At 67.7% G+C, this 17,615-nt stretch carries 22 protein-coding genes; 11 read left to right on the top strand and 11 right to left on the bottom strand.

Translation table 11 applies throughout. The annotated features are described in order from the left end of the window. Positions 1-32: 32 nt before the first annotated feature. The 9 genes from A1QA_RS15780 to A1QA_RS0105370 form a co-directional block, all read right to left on the bottom strand. Positions 33-197: a thiocillin family RiPP gene (locus A1QA_RS15780; RefSeq protein WP_017177904.1), complete on the bottom strand. Its 165-nt coding sequence runs from the start codon at positions 195-197 to the stop codon at positions 33-35. 28 nt (positions 198-225) lie between these two features. Continuing rightward, positions 226-390, bottom strand: a complete 165-nt coding sequence (locus A1QA_RS15775; RefSeq protein ID WP_154652240.1) for a thiocillin family RiPP — start codon at positions 388-390, stop codon at positions 226-228. A gap of 61 nt (positions 391-451) precedes the next feature. Beyond that, positions 452-616, bottom strand: a complete 165-nt coding sequence (locus A1QA_RS16160; RefSeq protein WP_017177903.1) for a thiocillin family RiPP — start codon at positions 614-616, stop codon at positions 452-454. Between the two features lie 35 nt (positions 617-651). Then, on the bottom strand, positions 652-816 hold the full coding sequence (locus A1QA_RS15765) for a thiocillin family RiPP (RefSeq protein WP_017177902.1): 165 nt from the start codon (positions 814-816) through the stop codon (positions 652-654). Between the two features lie 64 nt (positions 817-880). Beyond that, positions 881-1,036, bottom strand: coding sequence for a thiocillin family RiPP (locus A1QA_RS15760; protein ID WP_017177901.1), 156 nt, complete (start codon positions 1,034-1,036; stop codon positions 881-883). A 28-nt stretch (positions 1,037-1,064) separates the two neighbouring features. Continuing rightward, positions 1,065-1,829, bottom strand: a complete 765-nt coding sequence (locus A1QA_RS13630) for a hypothetical protein (RefSeq protein WP_017177900.1) — start codon at positions 1,827-1,829, stop codon at positions 1,065-1,067. Further along, positions 1,819-3,324 carry a nitroreductase family protein gene (locus A1QA_RS13625; RefSeq protein ID WP_017177899.1) on the bottom strand — a complete coding sequence of 502 codons (1,506 nt, stop codon included), beginning with the start codon at positions 3,322-3,324 and terminating at the stop codon, positions 1,819-1,821. Before A1QA_RS13625 ends, A1QA_RS13630 begins: the two co-directional genes overlap by 11 nt. A 114-nt stretch (positions 3,325-3,438) precedes the next feature. After that, positions 3,439-4,047 carry a hypothetical protein gene (locus A1QA_RS0105375; protein ID WP_017177898.1) on the bottom strand — a complete coding sequence of 203 codons (609 nt, stop codon included), beginning with the start codon at positions 4,045-4,047 and terminating at the stop codon, positions 3,439-3,441. A gap of 44 nt (positions 4,048-4,091) precedes the next feature. Continuing rightward, positions 4,092-5,432 (bottom strand): YcaO-like family protein, encoded by a 1,341-nt coding sequence (locus tag A1QA_RS0105370; RefSeq protein WP_017177897.1) that lies wholly within the window; start codon positions 5,430-5,432, stop codon positions 4,092-4,094. Positions 5,433-5,945: 513 nt separating this feature from the next. Between A1QA_RS0105370 and A1QA_RS0105365 the strand changes: the two genes are divergently transcribed. The 7 genes from A1QA_RS0105365 (at position 5,946) to A1QA_RS16475 (ending at position 11,079) form a co-directional block, all read left to right on the top strand. Beyond that, the gene (locus A1QA_RS0105365; RefSeq protein WP_017177896.1) at positions 5,946-6,497 is read left to right on the top strand and encodes a hypothetical protein; all 552 of its coding nucleotides are present in this window, start codon (positions 5,946-5,948) and stop codon (positions 6,495-6,497) included. Positions 6,498-6,504: 7 nt separating this feature from the next. After that, positions 6,505-6,696 (top strand): hypothetical protein, encoded by a 192-nt coding sequence (locus A1QA_RS0105360; protein ID WP_017177895.1) that lies wholly within the window; start codon positions 6,505-6,507, stop codon positions 6,694-6,696. Beyond that, on the top strand, positions 6,689-7,477 hold the full coding sequence (gene mpaM, locus A1QA_RS13620) for a daptide-type RiPP biosynthesis methyltransferase (RefSeq protein ID WP_017177894.1): 789 nt from the start codon (positions 6,689-6,691) through the stop codon (positions 7,475-7,477). Before A1QA_RS0105360 ends, mpaM begins: the two co-directional genes overlap by 8 nt. A gap of 420 nt (positions 7,478-7,897) precedes the next feature. Continuing rightward, entirely contained in the window at positions 7,898-9,145 is a 1,248-nt protein-coding gene (locus A1QA_RS13615) for a sensor histidine kinase (RefSeq protein WP_017177893.1), read from the top strand. Next, positions 9,142-9,819 carry a response regulator gene (locus tag A1QA_RS0105345; protein ID WP_017177892.1) on the top strand — a complete coding sequence of 226 codons (678 nt, stop codon included), beginning with the start codon at positions 9,142-9,144 and terminating at the stop codon, positions 9,817-9,819. The genes A1QA_RS13615 and A1QA_RS0105345 overlap by 4 nt, the downstream gene beginning before the upstream one ends. Before the next feature lie 28 nt (positions 9,820-9,847). Beyond that, positions 9,848-10,018, top strand: coding sequence for a hypothetical protein (locus tag A1QA_RS15755; protein ID WP_154652237.1), 171 nt, complete (start codon positions 9,848-9,850; stop codon positions 10,016-10,018). Between the two features lie 596 nt (positions 10,019-10,614). Continuing rightward, positions 10,615-11,079, top strand: coding sequence for an ABC transporter permease subunit (locus A1QA_RS16475; protein ID WP_017177891.1), 465 nt, complete (start codon positions 10,615-10,617; stop codon positions 11,077-11,079). Positions 11,080-11,253: 174 nt separating this feature from the next. On the opposite strand, the gene A1QA_RS13605 is transcribed toward A1QA_RS16475, so the two are convergent. Both A1QA_RS13605 and A1QA_RS0105330 read right to left on the bottom strand, forming a co-directional pair. Next, positions 11,254-12,177 carry a PDDEXK family nuclease gene (locus A1QA_RS13605; RefSeq protein WP_017177890.1) on the bottom strand — a complete coding sequence of 308 codons (924 nt, stop codon included), beginning with the start codon at positions 12,175-12,177 and terminating at the stop codon, positions 11,254-11,256. A 292-nt stretch (positions 12,178-12,469) separates the two neighbouring features. Further along, positions 12,470-13,909, bottom strand: coding sequence for an amino acid permease (locus A1QA_RS0105330; protein ID WP_017177889.1), 1,440 nt, complete (start codon positions 13,907-13,909; stop codon positions 12,470-12,472). Between the two features lie 75 nt (positions 13,910-13,984). On the opposite strand from A1QA_RS0105330, the gene A1QA_RS0105325 reads away from it, so the two are divergent. The 4 genes from A1QA_RS0105325 to A1QA_RS0105310 all read left to right on the top strand — a co-directional run bounded on the left by A1QA_RS0105325 (position 13,985) and on the right by A1QA_RS0105310 (position 17,483). Next, positions 13,985-15,670: a DUF2079 domain-containing protein gene (locus tag A1QA_RS0105325; RefSeq protein ID WP_244266065.1), complete on the top strand. Its 1,686-nt coding sequence runs from the start codon at positions 13,985-13,987 to the stop codon at positions 15,668-15,670. 1 nt (position 15,671) lies between these two features. Next, complete coding sequence (locus A1QA_RS0105320) at positions 15,672-16,151, top strand: FluC/FEX family fluoride channel (RefSeq protein ID WP_017177887.1); 480 nt, start codon at positions 15,672-15,674, stop codon at positions 16,149-16,151. After that, entirely contained in the window at positions 16,148-16,594 is a 447-nt protein-coding gene (locus A1QA_RS0105315; protein ID WP_026048714.1) for a fluoride efflux transporter FluC, read from the top strand. Before A1QA_RS0105320 ends, A1QA_RS0105315 begins: the two co-directional genes overlap by 4 nt. Before the next feature lie 73 nt (positions 16,595-16,667). After that, positions 16,668-17,483: a DsbA family protein gene (locus tag A1QA_RS0105310; RefSeq protein WP_017177885.1), complete on the top strand. Its 816-nt coding sequence runs from the start codon at positions 16,668-16,670 to the stop codon at positions 17,481-17,483. Positions 17,484-17,615 lie beyond the last annotated feature (132 nt).

The raw sequence follows: 17,615 nt of genomic DNA, 5'->3' as shown, positions 1-17,615 counted from the left end.
GAGCACCGCTCGCCCGCCGCACGAAGTTGGTATCAGCCCATGGTGGAGGCTGAGCAGACCGAGGCTGCCGAGCTGCCGGGGCAGGAAGCGGTCGAGGCACTCGAGGCGCTGAACGTGCAGCCGAGCGCATTGCCCTCAGCCAGAGTCTCGAGATCAACATCCTCGGACGCCAGGTCGATGTTGTTGATGTCATCCATGTTTCTCTCCTTTCTCTCAGTTCTTTTGTCAGCCCAGGCTCGCATAGGTGGAAGCAGATGCCGCCGTTGATGCCGGGCAGGAGGCCGTGCTCGCACAGCCTTGCGTGGAGAAGCTTCCAAGGGCACTGCCCTCAGGCATGACCTCGGTATCTTCAAGGAGTTCGTCGGCCATCAGCTGAATGTCGTTGTCCATAAGTGTTCTCGCTTTCTTGAGTGTTGTGAATGGTGGTGGGAGCGATGCTTCAGGGTGAGGATCACCCGTAGCTAGAGGCAGAGGTGAAGGTCGAGGCGGATGAGGCGGGGCACGAGGCGCTTCCCGCAGTGGCCGCCGAGGACCAGGAGCCGAGCGCGTTGCCGTCCGGCAGGTTCTCGACGTCCTCGTCAATGTCCTGACCAAGAAGGTCGATATCGTTGTTCACGGTTGTCCTTTCTTCGTGCGTGACGAGTGGGCGGATCAGGAGTAGCTGGAAGCCGTTGTGAAACTTGAGGCGGATGAGGCGGGGCACGAGGCGCTTCCCGCGCTTGTGGCGCAGGCGAAGCATCCCAGGGCGTTGCCGTCGGCCAGAGCCTCGATCTCGCAATCCTCGGCGCTGAGGTCGACATCGTTGTCGTTGATCATGTGGCGTCACCTCCTTCCAAGAATCTCGGCCGCCGCGGAGAACGGCAGGAATGCGGCGAGCATGTCAGCCCCCCAGGGAGGACAGGCTCGAATAGGTGGAATAGGGGCATGAGGCCGTGCTCAGACACGACACGCTTCCCCAGATGGATAGGGAGTCCTCTTCGGACAGGCACTCAAGGTCGAGGTCCTCGGCGAGGAGGTCGATAACGGGCTGGTTCATGGCTGTTCTCTCCCGGATGCTCTGCTCATCAGGACCGTGCGGCCCCGACCGGTTCCTTGAGCGCGCTGGCAACGGGCCGCGGGGGCTGCGCCCAGCTCGCTTCCCGCGCTGGCGGCGGTGCGACGGTCATGGCGAACATCTGATGCCTCGAGGCGCCATCGGAGTGCAGGACGTGCCTGACCGACGCGGGAATGAACCCCGCGAACACCGTTCCCACCAGCCCGTGAGCCACACCGGACAGGTGGAGGTCGTAGATGGCTCCGGCCGCCCGGGCCATGGCCACGCGGTATCCGTGCGTTCCCGCCCATGAGTCGGCTCGATCGAGGTCGACGGCCACTGACACGATGGCGCCAGCCGCGGCGAACTCCTTCTGAACGCCCAGCTCATCCCAGTGCTCGGGAGCGGGGAGCTCGCCGACACGGGCCGCTCCATCCGCGTCGACGCGGTAGATTCCCGGCGCGAGGTCGATGCTCCTCAATGCGAAGACGAAGCCCTCCAGCGGCACCGACGCCGCCGCTTCTCCCCAGTCGTCCCGATCCTGGCGCAGCGCCTGGCGCAGCGCCGTCAGCTGGTCGGTGAGGAAGAGTCCATCAGTCCCGTAGGAGAGTGAGGATGAGCGGCGGTCGAAGGTCTCTCGCAGGCTCAGTCCCGGCGCCGGAGCCTCGGGGAGATCGACTGGGCGCTCGCTAGCGAGGCGCTCGAGCACGCGGTCCGCGCTCGCCCCATCGGCCGTAGGGCCGGGTGCCGAGAATCCGGCGATCATCTTGTTCATGAGCGAGTAGTCACTGCGCATCGTTCACTCCCAGGTAGGTCACGGTGGTGATGGGCTCGTGGTTGGGGTCGGCGTGGCAGGCGGCGCACAGTGCCTGCTCATCCCAGCGCGGGACGGGATCCCAGGGGATACCGAGGGCCGCGCAGGCCCGCCGCGCAGCGGCCGTCGAGCATCCACCGTCCTGAATGGAGACCCTCAGCGCGAAGGACCCGTACTTCCGGGCGACCTTGGCGACATTGGCCGTGAGGATGAGGGTGACCGGGGCCTCCAGGCCTGCGGCGGCCTCACCCAGGCGGGTGAGCGTGTGCTCGGACTCGTTGTAGGCGTATGTGCCTGTCGGCAGGATGCGCGGATCGTTGATGACCACTCGCGCGCCGACCGAGCCGATGTTCCCGCCCGCTGCCGTCCATCGGCGCAGCTTGTCTCCTTGCTCGGAGTGAGGGCGTATGCCGGCGGCGTAATTGAGGATCAGGCCGAGCCCCTCCAGGTCGAGGCCCGTTCCCGGGTGGTCGAGCAGTTCGGGGCGGGGCTCGGGAAGGGTGACTGTGTCCGTGCCCGCGTAGGTGCGGAACTCGAACTGGAGTTTGAGGTTGGAGGGCTTGTAGTGGGCCTGGTGCCCCTTGATGTCGACGAACTGACGGGGCGGGATGGCCACGGACTGCTCGTAGCGGGCCGCGAGTGAGGGTACCCCGGACATCGGGCCCCGCGCTTCCCCGCAGGTCGGGCACCCCGCACGGGTGGCGGCGCAGGCGTGCATCGACCTCAGGGTCTTGGGACTGAGGACCATCGAGTCTCCCGGCAGTGCGGAGACCATGCACCGACTGAGCAGGGCGATCACCTCGCGGCAGGCCATTCCCAGGCCGAGGAGCGCGGAGGCGGGATCCGCGGCCTCATCGCCCGGGGCCACGAGGCTGGCCAGGCTGCATTCCAGGCAGGGGGTGAAGGCCGGGTCGACATACGGGCCGACGTGGATGAGGTCCTGGCGCAGGGCGAGCCGGAGGAGGGGGATTCCTCGTCGCCACGCCTCAGCCCCCACCGTTGCGAGCTCGGCATGTGATGACGGGGTGTCGATGAAGACGACGATGCTGGCCTCGTCCACACCGTCCACCAGTGCGCATGGGGTACCACTCAGGAGGCGCGCCAGCATCAGCGCCGCCTCGTCGTCACCAGCGACGTGAATACGGGCCGTGCGGAGCCGCTGCGCCCCCTCCGTCCAGTGCCTGGCCACGCCTGTGGAGTCGCCCAGGCGGGACAGGAGCGTGGCGAGCCCGTCGGGAACATCCGACTCATCGAGTGCTGCTGCCTGATCCTCGACGGCGCCACAGGACCACAGGAAGGCAATGGCCTTGAAGACCACGTTTTCGTCGAGCGAGAGCTCATGCGCGATGTCGCCATGCGTCCGGCTCCCGTCGCACAGGTCGAGCAGGGGCCGCAGATGGCTGCTGGCGAAGGCACCGGTGAGCCGCTGCGGCTTGGGCACCCCGCAGAGGACAGCGACGCCGTCGTCGTCGATCACACGCACTCCTCGCCGTATGACGGGAAGGTCGGGGATTTGGAACTGCTGGTCATGACGAGCGGCTGCGCCGACGATGTCGGCCGACATAGTTGAAGCCATGGTGTTTCTCCGTTCTCAGAGCAGGGACGCGATCGCGGCCGTGGGATGGCGGTCCTGGCCGTAGCGCGAACCGCATCGTTCGCACCGGTCGACCGCGACCGTCTCGTACTTGTGGAGGCCCCCTCGGACCAGGTCGAACAGGCGGACCTCGCCACCGAGGGACGTCCCAACGTTCTCACGCCCGATATCCGCGAGCGCCTTTCCGATGAAGCCAGCGGCGATAGCGACCTCGCCACCGCTGAAGCCAGCCGGGAGCTCGGCGCTGGACCGGGTCAGGCGGAGGGATCCTCCGGAGTGCTGCTCCTGTCGCAGTCGGCAGCAGCGGTAGCAGGCAGTCCGACCTGGTACCACCACTGGGCCGCACTCGAGAGAGGTCGGGTGGAGTTCGACGCCGACCGAGGGGATGCCCCTGGCGAAGGCCACGGAGTCGATTCGGTCCCGGTCCTCGGGGCGGTGGCCGGACCACACCGAGATGATGGTGGTGGCGTAGGGGATGGAGGCGGTGTACACCGGGCCATCGGCCTCGATGAGACGCGCTGGAGAGGTGTCGAGCAGTTCGATCACCTGCTGGCCGAACTCTCCGGCATGAATGACGAGCGTGTCGTCTGGAAGTGTGATGCGCATGCGTGTTCCTCGTCGGTTTCCTGTGGTCGTGCCTTCTCGCTTCATCACGCGAATGGCTGGATCTCGGGGTTGATGGCTTCTTCGGGGTGAACGATCAGGCCCATGGCCCTGGGCGCCTCGTACAGGCGCGGCGTCGCCAGGTACCGGGCGGAGTGGACGAAGGAGAGTGGCATCGCCTCCGGCACGAGTACCTTGACGACGTGCATGCCGACCTGCCTCGCCTCGTCAGTCGTGATGTCCGCGACGATGACCTCGGCGCCTCGCTGGGCCAGCTTGTCGACAGCCCAGGCCAGTGGATCCTCGCCGGGAGCGGGCACGTCTCCGATCTGGTGGAGCGGAACCGTTGGCCGCTCTCCCTCGAGCAGGAAGTCAAAGACATCCCGGTGCGAGGCTTGGGCATGGAGCACCGCTCCGCCGACAACCGATTGCCCGACGTCAGCCAGTGCCTGCGGGCTCCTGGCATGCGCGCGCAATGCGATCCTCAGGGAGGAGAACTCCCGGTGGATCTTGGCCAGCGCCCTCTCCGGGTCGAGGTCGCAGGTCGCGGCGACCACCTGCGACAGCACCGGGTCGTCGCTGAGCTGGACCCCGTAGAGAACCGGGATACCGAAGTCGGTGGTGGCGCTGAACAGCCGGGGCTCGATGTCGCATGAGGTCCCCATGCGGTGGTACTCGCGCGTCTCGGGCCGCAGGAGCGCCTCATCGACCTCCACACGCGGCAGGCGCAGGCGCTGCAGCCAGGTCAGGGAGATCGAGTCGCGCTCAACCACCTCGAGCAGGCCACCGAGCACAGCCTGCTTGAGATCTGAGTGCGCCGCTGTTCCGGTGGACACGCAGTGGGAGAAGAGCTCGGAGCGGGAGAAGACGGGGAAACGCAGGTAGACCAGGTTTGCCGGGACGAGAACCTCACGCTTCCGAGTGAGAGACCACGCCCGTTGCCAGCGGATCGGCAGCCGGGGATCGTAGTGGGCAAGCAGGCTGTCCTCGGCGGACAGCTCCCGCTCCGAGCAGCGCGGGAACCGGTTGGGACTCACGGCGAGATCGCCGAGCGCCTCCTCGGAGTCCATGACGAGCTCGGAATCGGTCCATGTGCAGGACGAGTAGCGCTCCAGGGACTCCACGATGGAGATGTCGCGGGCACGGACGGGGTCGATAGCGCCGCCAGCGCCGTCGAAATTTCCTTGAGCGTTGGAGTGGTGCCAGTTGCGCTGGGTTCGAAGGACAGGCGACGGATCGTCGAGGAGAGCGGTGTAGATCGAGAAGGAAGGCTCGTTCTCGCCAGTAGGCAGGGGAACGGCCTTCGAGACGAGGCCATAGGGGGACTTGAGCCGACGGGCGCGGCGCAGCCCGGCGGGACTGGGCTCCCTGAGGGTACTGGAATACATTCTTGGTCACCGTCCGTGTGGGTATTGTGGTGATGGAGAAAGCGCTTGAGACAACGGAGCGGTCAAGGCTCGGCGTTGAACCAGTGCTATCGCGTGTTGACTGGCGGGTTCTCCCGCCCGGTGATGAATCCAGTCAACACCGACCGCCGCCGCGACAACTCGGCCAACCTGGCTAACCAATCGACGGGAGTGATGGCGGGGCGGATCATCCCTTGCCAGACCACGGGAATGACGATGTGAGCGAGTTGGCTCTTCCATCTCGGGCCCGGCCTGCCCCATCGAGCCGATCGATGGGCGACGCTCACCCGATCAGCGGAGTCGATCGGCCGATCCCAACGATCCGTCCCGTGCGTAGATTCATGGCTCCTCCGTTTTCGCGGCATCGCGCCCGTCGGTTTGTTAGTCCAGTTGGCCGATTCGCGGTGGGCGCTGACAACGTTGACTTCAACCCATCACCCCTGGAGCGGCGAAGCCCCACCGCACCGAACCATCTACTCAGAAAGGACCGCGACGATGCACGACCTGATCAGCATCAGCCAGCTGACCAAGAGGTACCGCGCCGCCACCATCGCCGCCAGGGCCACCCGCCACCACGGCGTCCCCCGCCTCATCCTCAACCAAGCCCTGGCCACCACACCCATCGCGGCCCTCTACGCCATCGCAGCAGCCGCCTCCTCCCTGGTCGCCGCCCACCTCGTCCTCGACCGCCACCACATGACCCTGCGCGCCACCAGCAGCATCATCAACACCTCACTGGGCACCATCACCATCATCATCCTGGCAGCCCCCTGGGGGACCTGCTTCGGCTGGCTCATGCGCCGCACCATGGCCGCCATCGCCGTGCTGGCCGCATGGACCACCTTCCTCGAGCCCCAGCTCCTCCCCATCCTGCCCAAGAGCATCGCCACCTACATGCCCGGCAACCTCCAGATGACCCTGGTCCACGACCACACCGCCATCGGAACCCTCACCCAGCTCCAAGCCACCTCGCTTCTGTTCACCTGGCTCGGAATCCTCACCCTCATCACCACTCAGATCACAAGGAACCGTGATCTCCATGCTTAATACGCCCGTGATCCCCCGTCGACTCATCCTCTCCGGAGGTGACGATGAGCCCTACCGCGCCTTCGAGATCGCCCACACCCTCGACGAGGAGTGTCTGACAGAGGCTCTGGGCGCTCCCCAGCACGCAGCGGATATCCTCGTGGCGCAGTTGCGGCATGACGAACACGCTCGAGTGAGAAAGGTGGACGAGCATGTCTGAATCCACCCCGCAAGGGTATTCACTTTCAAAGCTCTACACTGGCAACGGAGCCCAGCGTTATCACGAGCTGAGCCTGCACGACAGCTCCGAGATCCCTTCTATCCTCGAGCTCCTCTCGCAGATCCACGATCCCACACTGGCAGGGATGAGAGTCCTTGAACTCGCCAGCGGCAGTGGGCGCGTCACGCTCCCAATAGCGGCGGCAGGCCATCGTGTCCTGGCCACGGATCTGAGCGAGGACATGCTCAGCATCCTCCGCCAGCGCATCTCGGACCGAGCCGCTCGGCGCGCAGGACTGGATGAGCGGATCGAGGTCCGCCAGGCGGATATGACCGCGTTCACCACCGACGAGCGCTTCAAGGCCGTGTGCATCCCAACGGTCTCGATCACCCTGCTCGCCCCTTCTCAGCAGCGCCACACCTTGGAGAGGGCCACCGCCTGCCTCGCGCCAGGCGGGACCTTTCTAGTCTCCACTGAGCACATCGTCGCCCGCGAGCCCATGACGCACTCGATCCAGCTCCGTCGCGACGTCGAATTCGTCGAGACCATCAACCCCACCGCCGGAACCTGGAGGACAATCCTGCGATGGGGGGACGAGACCTACACGACCGACCTCTACCTGACGCCTCCTAGCTGGCTGACGGCCGAACTCAACAAACTCGGCCTCACGGTGTTCTTCCAGCACTCGGTGCCACATCCGGGCCTGCCCGGCCGCAGCAACGTCCTGTTGGGCGCCGTCGCCCCGTCTCATCCGCTGAGCGCCCGGGAGATGAGGCCATGAATCACCGTCCGCTCAACATCCCATACGCCTCGGGGTGGGGCAGGCTCGTTCATCGTCGACCAGCAGCGGGAGTACGTGGCGTGCGGCCTCGGCTGCGACCCGGATCGGGGGCAGGCGGCGCTCTCCCGCTCGTGAGGACTGCCAGATTCACGATCTTTACTCCGCGATGCGTCGCGTGTCGGCCCCCCCGAGCGTCCTACGCGGGTTCGCAGCGATCATGACCGGGCCGTGTGGTGGGGCGCCCCTGGGAATACCGAGGCTTTCTCTCAGTGGCTCGCCATCGACGAGCTCTCGGCGAACGGCAGCGGTTTGGCCGCTCGCTCCTGCCATCGTCTCCCCCATCCGATCCTGTAGCAGGAGGAGCGGCACGGGCACTGGCGTTAGGATTCCGCTGGACACGCCCGACGACGAGGGGATCCTGTGGAGACACTCACACGACTGTCCGCGCTGCGGCAGACCCTCTCCCAGGGCAGTGCCAGCCTGCGCAAGGCTCTGCGCGAACCAGCCGACGTCGTGGGGAGCCACTGGCTCTACGCTGTGATCTCGATCGTGCTGGGAATCGCCTCTGCAGTGCTGCTTCTGGGCACCAAAAGCAAGTGCCTTCCTGTGGATCTCAGCCTTGTTCTCACCGCATCTGCGACTCTCTACCTGACTACGCGGCGCCCCGTTCCAGGGACATGCCTGTACTTCGCCTGCTGGAGCGTCGAACTCTCGGACCCGAGCATCTCCGGCGCGGACATGGGGTTCATCACTCTGGGCTTCTTCTTCGTCATCGGCATGACCTTCCCCCTTTGGCTAGCCGCTTTGGTGGAAGCACTTATGCTCGCGGTGGCACTCCTCAGCCCCTTCTGGGGAGGGAGCGACACCAGCGGTCTCCTGTCCACCATGTTCTTCTCCTTGATCTGGTTCGTCCTTCTTGCGCTCGGGTCACTACTGCGCGCCACCGAGCAGACCCGTCGCCATGAGGGGCTGAAAGCCGAGGAGAGAATCGCGGGTCTACGCATCGACATCGCACGAGAGATGCACGACCTCGTCGCCTACTCGATGTCCCAGACGGCTCTGCGCGCTCAGCGCGCCGCAGCCGACCCCACCTACCCACCGGAGGCTCGCGACGAGTTCAAGGCCCTGGAGTCCACCGCCACGGACGCCCTCCACGAGCTCCGCCTCCTCCTACGCGCCCTGAGGCAGTCCACCCAGGACATGGGGCAGGCGGTCGAGATCTCCACAGGGCTCGGGCAGGCCGTGACCAACCTTCCTGCGGCCCTGCAGGCCATCTGCGACGACATCGCCGCCGCCGGCTTCGACGTCACGTTCCACCAGCGGGGCGCTATCGCGCCCAGCCGCCTCCAGGCGACCACGATCTCACGGGTGGCCCGGGAGATGGGGGCGAATATCATCCGTCACGGCGCCCCTTCTGGTCGGGTCACCCTCACCCTCGCCCTCGGCCCGCGGGCTATCCGGGTGGTCACCACCAACCAGATCCAACAAGGCGCCCCCCACCTGCCCACCTCGGGATCTGGCATGCTGGGCATGCGCGAGCGCCTCGCCACCGTGGGAGGCTCGTTCACCGCGCTCGCGCAGGACGGCGCATGGATCGCCACCGCCTCCATCCCCTGCTCGGAGCTCCCCAATCCCACCACCCCCGAACCCCAGGAGTCCACCGCATGATCCTCGTCGGTATCGCAGACGACGACGCCCTCGTCCGCTCCACACTCACCGAGCTGCTCGGCACCACGGAAGACATCCATGTTGCCTGGGCCGCCCACGACGGGCAGGATGCCCTAGAACTCATCCGCGCAGGAGACCCCGAGATCGAGGTGCTCCTGCTCGACGTCCAGATGCCGCGCATGGACGGCATCGCACTCGCCGAGGCCCTCCATGAGGAGAAGCCAGATCTCGCCATGCTGGTCCTCACGACCTTCGTGGCCGATGCCGTCCTCCACCGCGCCCTCGCTGCCGGGGTCCGCGGCTTCATCGCCAAGGAGGATCCCATCGCCTCGCTAGCGGCCACGATCCGCCACGTCGCCGCCGGCAACATGGTGCTCTCAGCGGCCTCCTCCGCGATCATCGCCCAAGGCCCGACCACCGATGACGCGGCTCCAGTGCTCCCCCCGGCGCAGGCGGCGGACGCTGACGCCCTCCCCCCCGGCGTCACCCTCTCACCCAGGGAGTTGGAGGTGCTCTCCCTCATGGTGGAGGCGCTGTCCAACAAGCAGATCGCGCGCCGCCTCAATCTCAGCGAGGCCACCGTCAAGACGCATGTGTCCACCCTCATCGCCAAGCTCGGCGTCCAGGACCGGGTCGGCGCCGTCGTTCACGCCCTGCGCTCGGGGCTGGTGTAGCCCTCCTCCGAACCGCTTCCTCCAGGCCATGCGATCTCAGCCGATCGACCGGGCCGACTGGCCGAGGACGCGGACGGAGCGAGGAGGAAGTATTGATCCCGTCAACGACGACACCTCCTCGAAAGGACAACACGTCATGCGCTTCCTCACCGCACTGGTTCCCATGAACAACGGCGATTGGTTCCGATTCTTCTGGTGAGCCGGGTCTCACACGAGATCGGGCCGCCTCCTCGTGAGGCGGCCCGTTTTCGTGATCCCCGCGGGCACGGCGTCCGACCGCATGAGGCACTCAGACCGCGGTATGACCCGCTCGCCAGCGCGGATTCATCATCGGCGCGGATCCTCCCCGCGCGCGGCGCTCCTAGCGTGATGCCAACGCATTCGCACCATCCGTTCAAGGAGGAGCCGTCATGAGCAGCGTCGCATCCGCCGCCCCCACTCTGCCGGGGATCACGAGCGCACCCCAGCGCATTCCCGGCCGCCAGACCCTTCCCCGCGCCCTGCGCGCCGAGTGGATCAAACTGCGCACCCTGCGCTCGACCTGGATCACCACCGTCCTCGCCATCGGGCTCACCGCTCTGTTCGGTGTGAGCGTGGCGGTCGGGTACGCGTCATCGGAGGATCAGAAGCTCGTCGCCCCGCACTCGATCACCGAGGGCGCCCCCTTCGGCCAGATCGCCGTCGGAGTCCTGGCCGCACTCGTCATCACAGCCGAGTACTCCAGCGGGCAGATCCGTTCCTCCCTGGGGGGCCGTTCCCGTCCGGGGCCGCCTCTTCAGCGCGAAGGCGCTGATCGTGGGAGGCTGGGGCTTCGCCGTCGGGACGCTCTCCGCCTTCATCACCTGGGCAGTCTCCTACCCTCTTATCGGCGACCTCGTCATCCCCCTCACCGACCCCCGCTACCTGGGATATATCTGGGGGACGGGGCTTGCCTTCGGAGGGATCGCGCTCATGGCCCTGGGGCTGGGCCTCCTCACCCGCTCGACTGCCGGAGCGATCACCACGGTGAACTGCCTACTCTTCGTCATCGATATCCCCTTGAAGCTCCTGAGCGGGCAGCGCTGGGCGCAGACCCTCGAGGGGATCCTGCCCTCGACCACCCAGCTCGCAGTGCGCGATCCGCATGAGATCGTTCCTCGCTGGGGCGTCCCGGGAACCATGGCGTTCCTGGAGCACTGGCAGGCGATCGTGGTGTTCTCCGCCTGGTGCCTCGTTCCCCTGGCGGTCGGCTGGGTGGTCTTCTCCCGCCGAGACGCCTGACCTCCCCAGCCTCGGCCCTAGCCCGAGCCTCAAAGTGGCGAGGTTTGAGGATTCCTTTTCCTGGCATGTTGTCACATCTTGCGTTCACCGAGGTCAGAGGCTCGCAGTCGAGGCGTGCCTCGTGCTCAACGCCCCTCAGGACCCGAGCAATCCTCAAACCTCGCCACTTTGCGCTCACCACGCGAGTCTTGGTGCCCCAGTCAACGGATCCAGATCGACCACCACGGGCACCGGCCCAGCGTCCAACCCCCTGAGCGCCGCCTCGACGATGATGACACCGCAACCGCGCATGACATCCTCGTAGGTCAGCCGGACAACCGGCAGACCCCTCGACATCATCCGCTGATCGCGGTCCCGGTCCTTGGCGAGCGCCTCCCGGGAGGAGTGGTAGGCGAATCCATCGGTCTCAACGAAGAGCCGCCGGTCCACGAGCAGATCCACCTCGCCAACCCCATCGACGACCACCCCGACATCCACCTGATGGCCAGCATCCTCGAGCTCGACGCGAAGACGGCTCTCGATCAATGAACGGGACCGCGGGTTGGCCCGCTCCAAGCGAGCGCGCGCCGTCGGGGCTTGGTGACCGTCACCCTCCAGTAGTGCGCGGATCTCCTCGAATGAGACAAGCCCTTCGCGAAGCGCGGCATCCAGTGCCGCGACAGCATCGATCTCAGGGGAGCGCCGGAGCATCCGCGCCAGGATGAGTTCCGGCGAGGCGACGGGCATCGCGAGCGGATCGATTCGGCCAAGGTGGGCCTCTCGGTGGACGATGACACCACCAGGCGCCCTGATGACACCAGTATTGGCGGGCACCGCGATATGGAACTCGCGAGGACGGCGCATGACAGGGAGCCCGTAGTACTCGAGCGCGGACTCGGCCGTCAGCACGCCGCCGAACGACCGGCAGACGACGATCGCCCGCGGCGCGTCCGGTAGGTGGATGACGCCCGCTGTCCGCTGCGCGTCGCCCGCATTGAGGAGGTCGGCGAGAGCCCGCTGACCAGTCCGTCCGAGGCGGATATCCCGCCTACGGAGGGCGCCATGCCCCGACCGGAGCAGCTGGAGGATCCGCTGTTTCTCTGTATCCCGCTTCACCATGAGCAGGATTGTGGGAGAGCTTCAGGCGCGCCGAGGCCGGGCCTCCACAGCGCAGGCATCCCACTGAGGATGCCGTCACTTGTGGTTCACGGCTCTCCGTGCCTCAACCCCAGCCTCGAAGTGGCGAGGTTTGAGGATTCCTTTTTCTGACACATTGCCATGCTTTGCGTTTGCCCAGGCCAGAAGGCAGCACTCGAGGCGCGGCTCGCGCACAAGAGCCCCCGCAGCCCGAGCAATCCTCAAACCTGGCCACTTCGCCCTGGCGGGTGGGGCGGGCAAGCTCAGCTCGTGCCTACCGCCGCCGAAGAGCGCCCGCCAAGCGCCGAGCAGCACCGGAGCGAAGCCACCACCATGCGCTGGCCATCACGACAAGCCACAGCGGCGAGACGAGCACGGCCAGCCTGGTGTCCTCGGCCTGGATGAGGGTCCACACCACGAAGGCGAAGAACACGATGCTCGCCCAGGCGCTCACCCGGTCCCCCGGCATCTTGAAGGCGCTGGCCTCGTGGCGCTCGGGGTGCAGGGAGCGGAAGCGCAGGTAGGAGACGACGATGATGATCCACACGAGGATGAACAGCACGCTCGCCACCGTGGTGACCACGGTGAAGGCGTCGATGATCGACGAGGTCGTGTACAGCAGCGGGATCGCGGTCAGCAGCGCGGCGCAGGTGACCACGAGCGCGGGCCCGGGCACGGAGCGGGAGGTGAGGCGCTTGAAAACGGCAGGCCCGTGCTCGGACCAGGAGAGACCGTAGAGCATCCGGGACGTGGAGTACATGCCGGAGTTGGCGCTCGACGCGGCGGCGGTGAGCACGACGAAGTTCACCAGCGACGCCGCGAGCCCGAACCCGGCCAGGGAGAACATCGCGACGAAGGGGCTGGACTCGGTGACCTCCCGCCAGGGGGTCACCATCATGATCGCTGTGAGCGCCCCCAGGTAGAACAGGAGGATGCGCACTGGGATGGCGTTGATGGCTTTGGGGAGGGTGACCTCAGGGTCCTTGGCCTCGGCCGCGGCAGTTCCGATGAGCTCAGTGCCCACGAAGGCGAAGACGGCGATCTGGAAGGCGCCGGTGAACCCGGAGAAGCCATTGGGGAAGAGACTGCCAACGGGGTCGGAGAGGTCACCGAGGTTCCCCAGGGAGGCGACGGCGCCGTTGGGGGCTGTGAAGCCGATGACCACGAGCACGATGCCGACGACGACGAGCGCGAGGATCGCCACGATCTTGATGATGGAGAACCAGAACTCGATCTCGCCGAAGGCCCTCACCGTGGTGAGGTTGAGGGACAGCAGCAGGGCGACGGTGACAGTGGCGGGAAGCCAGAGGGGGACGGTGGGCCACCAGTGCTGCACGTACTGGGTGATGGCGATGACCTCGGCGATGGCGGTCACGAGCCAGCAGAAGTAGTAGGTCCAGCCGGTGAAGAAGCCCGCCCAGGGGCCGATGAGGTCGTGGGCGACGTCGGCGAAGGACTTGTACTCCAGGTTGGACAGCAGGACCTCGCCGAGGGCCCGCATGACCAGGAAGAGGAAGCCGCCGATGATCGCGTAGACGAGGAGGACGCCGGGGCCGGCCAGGGAGATCGTCTTGCCGGAGCCCATGAAGAGGCCCGTGCCGATCGCCCCGCCGATGGCGATGAGCTGGATGTGTCGATTGGTGAGGCGGCGCTGGAGGTGCTCGCCGCGCTCGACGATCTCGTCGAGATCGTGCTCGCCCGTGTTGGCAGTCATCGATGTCTCCTCAGGGGTGGGTGTGACTGGGGCAGCCTACGCCGAGAGGTGTTTCGAGCATTAGGCTCGTCCGCGATGAGTCCAGTGCCCAGCCCCGACGACGCCGTTCCTCCCCAGGATGGAGCCGCCGCGTATCCGATCCCGCCTCTGCCGCCCACCCCGCCCGCGCCCCCGATGCCGCGGGGCGCCTCCATGCCGCCCGACGCCCCGGCGCCGGGGAGCGCCGTCGAGACAGCGCCGACGCCAGCCCCGGACGAGGAGGCCCCGCCCGCCTTCCGGCTGAGGCTGCCCAGGTCATCCCGGGACTGGCTCGACCTCCTGCCCGCCGCGCTCACCGTCCTCATCGGCGCCTGGGTGCTCGTCACGTACTCCGTGGGCCAGTGGAGGGCGATGACCGTCCCGAGCTGGGACCTGGGCATCTTCTCCGAGGCGGCGAAGGCCTACTCCCATCTGGATGCGCCGATCGTCCCGATCAAGGGCCCGGACTACAACCTCCTGGGCGACCACTTCCACCCGATCCTCGTGCTGCTCGGCCCGCTGTGGGCGCTGTTCCCCTCGGGCCTGACGCTCCTCATCGTCCAGGACCTCCTCCTCGCGGTGTCCGCCTGGCCCATCGTGCGCCTGGCGCAGCGCCTCACCCACCCGATGGTCGCTCTCGCCCTGGGCCTCACCTACGTGCTCAGCTGGGGATTCCAGGGGGCCGTCGCCGCGCAGTTCCATGAGATCGCCTTCGCCGTTCCCATGCTCGCCTTCGCCTCGGCGGCCTTCGTCGAGCGCCGGTGGCTGGCCGTGGCCTGCTGGTCCGCGCCGCTGGTCCTGGTCAAGGAGGACCTCGGCCTGACGGTCCTCATGATCGGCCTGGCCGTGGCCGTGCGGGGCCTGGGGGAGGTCAAGCGCGGCCGCGTGATCCACCCGGTCGGGCGCCTGACCACCTGGCAGCTCGGGCTCGCGCTCGCGGCCTTCGGCGTCGCCATGTTCTTCCTGACCACCATGGTGTTCCTGCCGATGCTCAACCCGGGCGGCTCGTGGGCCTACTCCATCGGGTCTGGCGGCGCCGCTGGCACCCACCAGGACTTGCTCACCCGCCTGTTCTCCCCGGAGGTCAAGATCGAGACCCTGGTCGTGCTGCTGCTCACCGCCGGCGGCATCGGACTGGGCTCGCCGTGGATCGCCGTCGTGGCGCCGACGCTGGCATGGCGGCTCCTGGGCTCGGTGACCTTCTACTGGGAGTGGAAGAACTGGCATTACAACGCCGTGCTCATCCCGGTGGCGATCGGGGCGCTCCTCGACGTCGTCGCCGCCCTCAAGCGGCGGCGCGCGCGTCGGCCCGACGGCGCGGGCTGGCTGGGCGTGTCGCTGTGGGCCCGATGGGTCGCGCTGCTCGGCCTGGCCACCCCGATGCTCCTGGGAGTGATGACCGCCCACGACCTCCCGCTGTGGCAGATGAACAACCGGGACTTCGGCAAGGCCCCGCAGCGCATGAGCGCTATTGAGACCGTCTACGGCCTCATCCCCGAGGGGTCGACCGTGGAGACGGACCTCTCCCTCATGTCCTACCTGGTCCCGCAGGCCGACGTCGCCTGGGTGGGGACGGGCAGCGAGGCGCCGCAGTACGTGGTCATCGACGCCCGGTCGTCAGCATGGGGAGGCAATGCCCCGCGCGACGCCGCCGCTTGGATCGAGGGCCGCACCGGCCGCGACTACATCCTCATCTTCAACCAGGACGATCTCCAGGTCGCCCAGCTCGTCGGCGCCAACTGACATGCGCGCCTCCTCCACCCCCGACTGGCCCGCCCTGACGGTGGTGGGCCTGGGCGGGGTCATCGGCACCTCGCTGCGGGCGGGCCTGGCCGAGCTCATCGGCGCCTCGCCGTCGGGGATCCCCTGGGCCACGGCGACGGCGAACCTCACCGGCGCCCTCCTCCTGGGCCTCATCCTCGGCTGGTTCGCGGTGCCCGGGCGCCAGGCGGGCAGGTACCGGCTCGTCCGCCTGGGGGTGGGCACCGGACTCATGGGGGCACTCACCACATATTCGACGCTCATCAGCGAGACGCTGCGCCTCATCGGCCAGGGGCGCGCGCTCCTCGGGGCCTTCTACCTCCTGGGCTCGCTTATCGCGGGCCTGGCGCTGGCGGGCCTCGGGCTGAGGCTGTCGGGGCTCCTCGAGGGACGGCATCGCACCCATCGCACTCATCGGGCCGACGGCGCCCGGGCTGGCACGACAGGCTCGGGGCCAGCATGAGCGGGGCGTGGGTATGGCCCCTCATGGCCCTGGCGGGAGGCGCGGGGGCGATCGGCCGCTACCTCGTCGACGGCCGCGTGACAGTGGCAGCGACCCGGGGCGGCTCGAGACCGTCAGGATCGTCGACGCCCGCGTCCCCGCCCGTGCCCGTGCCCGTGCCCGTGGGGACGATCGTCGTCAACGTCACGGCCTGCCTCCTCCTCGGCCTTCTCACCGGCTGGGCGCAGGCGGAGGCGACGGCGGGCGCCGCGCACCTGGCCCGCGTCCTCGGCACAGGCCTCATGGGCGGCTACTCGACCTTCTCGACGGCCAGTGTGGAGGGCGCGCGGCTCGCCTCGCTCGGGCGCTGGCGGGCGGCCGCCGCCCACGGCCTGGGCATGATGGCCGCCTGCCTGGCCTCGGGAGCGATGGGGATGGCCCTGGGCGCCTGGCTCGCCCACTGAAGGAGCGTCCCGGATCCGTCGCGATGGGCCGGACAAGCGGCCCCGGTCTCGCGTTGTCTGCCAGACTGCGGGTATGACCTTCTCGCAGGAGCCCGCCGCCGCGCCCACCGAGCCGATCCGTCCCGCCGTCCCGGACGGGGCGCCGCCGGCGCGCAAGAACAACCAGGCCATGGTCATCGTGCTGCTCATCATCATCGCGCTCCTCCTGGCCACAATCGCTGGGATCCTGGTGAAGCGGAGCACTGGCGGATCGTCGGCCGCCCCCACGACGACGGCGCCCCCGGCCGCCACGACGGCGCCTGCGCCCCCGGCACCCTCGCTCAGCCCCGAGCAGTTGCAGATCCTGCGCGACGAGCCCAAGCGCGACCCCAATGACGGCCAGGCCAAGGGCGCCGCGGACGCGCCGGTGGTCCTGACGATCTTCTCCGACTTCGGCTGCCCGTACTGCACGAAGTTCGCCCAGGAGACCGAGCCGGGTCTCAACGACCTCATCGAGAACGGCACTCTGCGGATCGAGTGGCGCGACCTCGCGCAGATCACCCCCTCCTCTCCACTGGCCGCCCAGGCCGGCATCGCCGCGGCGAACCAGGGCCGCTTCTGGGAGTTCCACGACGCCGTCTACGCGGCCGCCGATCCGACCGACCACCCCGAGTACACACAGGACAGCCTCGTGGCCTTCGCCCAGAGCGCCGGGGTGCCGGACATCGAGAAGTTCAAGGCAGACATGAGCGCTGACGCCACCGTCCAGGCGGTCGCCCAGGCGAAGGAGCACGCCCAGAAGATCGGGGTGACCGGCACGCCCTTCCTCATGATCAACGACACGTACATCAGCGGCTTCGCCCCCGCGGACACGGTGCGCGCCACCATCGCCGAGCAGGCCGCGAAGTAGCCCCCGCCGCCCACAGGGTCCTGGCGTTCGGTCGCGGAGAACCTGCGACGCCTGTCACAATAGGCGGGCCTCGGCATCGCGCCCATCGACGGGCGCGCGCCCACCCGGCACCGCATCACCCGAGGCATGGCG

The organism is Actinomyces timonensis DSM 23838, from assembly GCF_000295095.1.
In the GTDB taxonomy this organism is placed as follows: domain Bacteria; phylum Actinomycetota; class Actinomycetes; order Actinomycetales; family Actinomycetaceae; genus Actinomyces; species Actinomyces timonensis.
This window is presented reverse-complemented; position numbering and strand designations above follow the sequence as displayed.

Bases quoted from the DNA above. Each gene is read 5' to 3' on its own strand.
- A1QA_RS15780 (WP_017177904.1), bottom strand. From the start codon at position 197: ATGGATGACATCAACAACATCGACCTGGCGTCCGAGGATGTTGATCTC.
- A1QA_RS15775 (WP_154652240.1), bottom strand. From the start codon at position 390: ATGGACAACGACATTCAGCTGATGGCCGACGAACTCCTTGAAGATACC.
- A1QA_RS15765 (WP_017177902.1), bottom strand. From the start codon at position 816: ATGATCAACGACAACGATGTCGACCTCAGCGCCGAGGATTGCGAGATC.
- A1QA_RS15760 (WP_017177901.1), bottom strand. From the start codon at position 1,036: ATGAACCAGCCCGTTATCGACCTCCTCGCCGAGGACCTCGACCTTGAG.
- A1QA_RS13630 (WP_017177900.1), bottom strand. From the start codon at position 1,829: ATGCGCAGTGACTACTCGCTCATGAACAAGATGATCGCCGGATTCTCG.
- A1QA_RS0105375 (WP_017177898.1), bottom strand. From the start codon at position 4,047: ATGCGCATCACACTTCCAGACGACACGCTCGTCATTCATGCCGGAGAG.
- A1QA_RS0105370 (WP_017177897.1), bottom strand. From the start codon at position 5,432: ATGTATTCCAGTACCCTCAGGGAGCCCAGTCCCGCCGGGCTGCGCCGC.
- A1QA_RS0105365 (WP_017177896.1), top strand. From the start codon at position 5,946: ATGCACGACCTGATCAGCATCAGCCAGCTGACCAAGAGGTACCGCGCC.
- mpaM (WP_017177894.1), top strand. From the start codon at position 6,689: ATGTCTGAATCCACCCCGCAAGGGTATTCACTTTCAAAGCTCTACACT.
- A1QA_RS0105345 (WP_017177892.1), top strand. From the start codon at position 9,142: ATGATCCTCGTCGGTATCGCAGACGACGACGCCCTCGTCCGCTCCACA.
- A1QA_RS15755 (WP_154652237.1), top strand. From the start codon at position 9,848: ATGCGATCTCAGCCGATCGACCGGGCCGACTGGCCGAGGACGCGGACG.
- A1QA_RS13605 (WP_017177890.1), bottom strand. From the start codon at position 12,177: ATGGTGAAGCGGGATACAGAGAAACAGCGGATCCTCCAGCTGCTCCGG.
- A1QA_RS0105330 (WP_017177889.1), bottom strand. From the start codon at position 13,909: ATGACTGCCAACACGGGCGAGCACGATCTCGACGAGATCGTCGAGCGC.
- A1QA_RS0105325 (WP_244266065.1), top strand. From the start codon at position 13,985: ATGAGTCCAGTGCCCAGCCCCGACGACGCCGTTCCTCCCCAGGATGGA.
- A1QA_RS0105320 (WP_017177887.1), top strand. From the start codon at position 15,672: ATGCGCGCCTCCTCCACCCCCGACTGGCCCGCCCTGACGGTGGTGGGC.
- A1QA_RS0105315 (WP_026048714.1), top strand. From the start codon at position 16,148: ATGAGCGGGGCGTGGGTATGGCCCCTCATGGCCCTGGCGGGAGGCGCG.
- A1QA_RS0105310 (WP_017177885.1), top strand. From the start codon at position 16,668: ATGACCTTCTCGCAGGAGCCCGCCGCCGCGCCCACCGAGCCGATCCGT.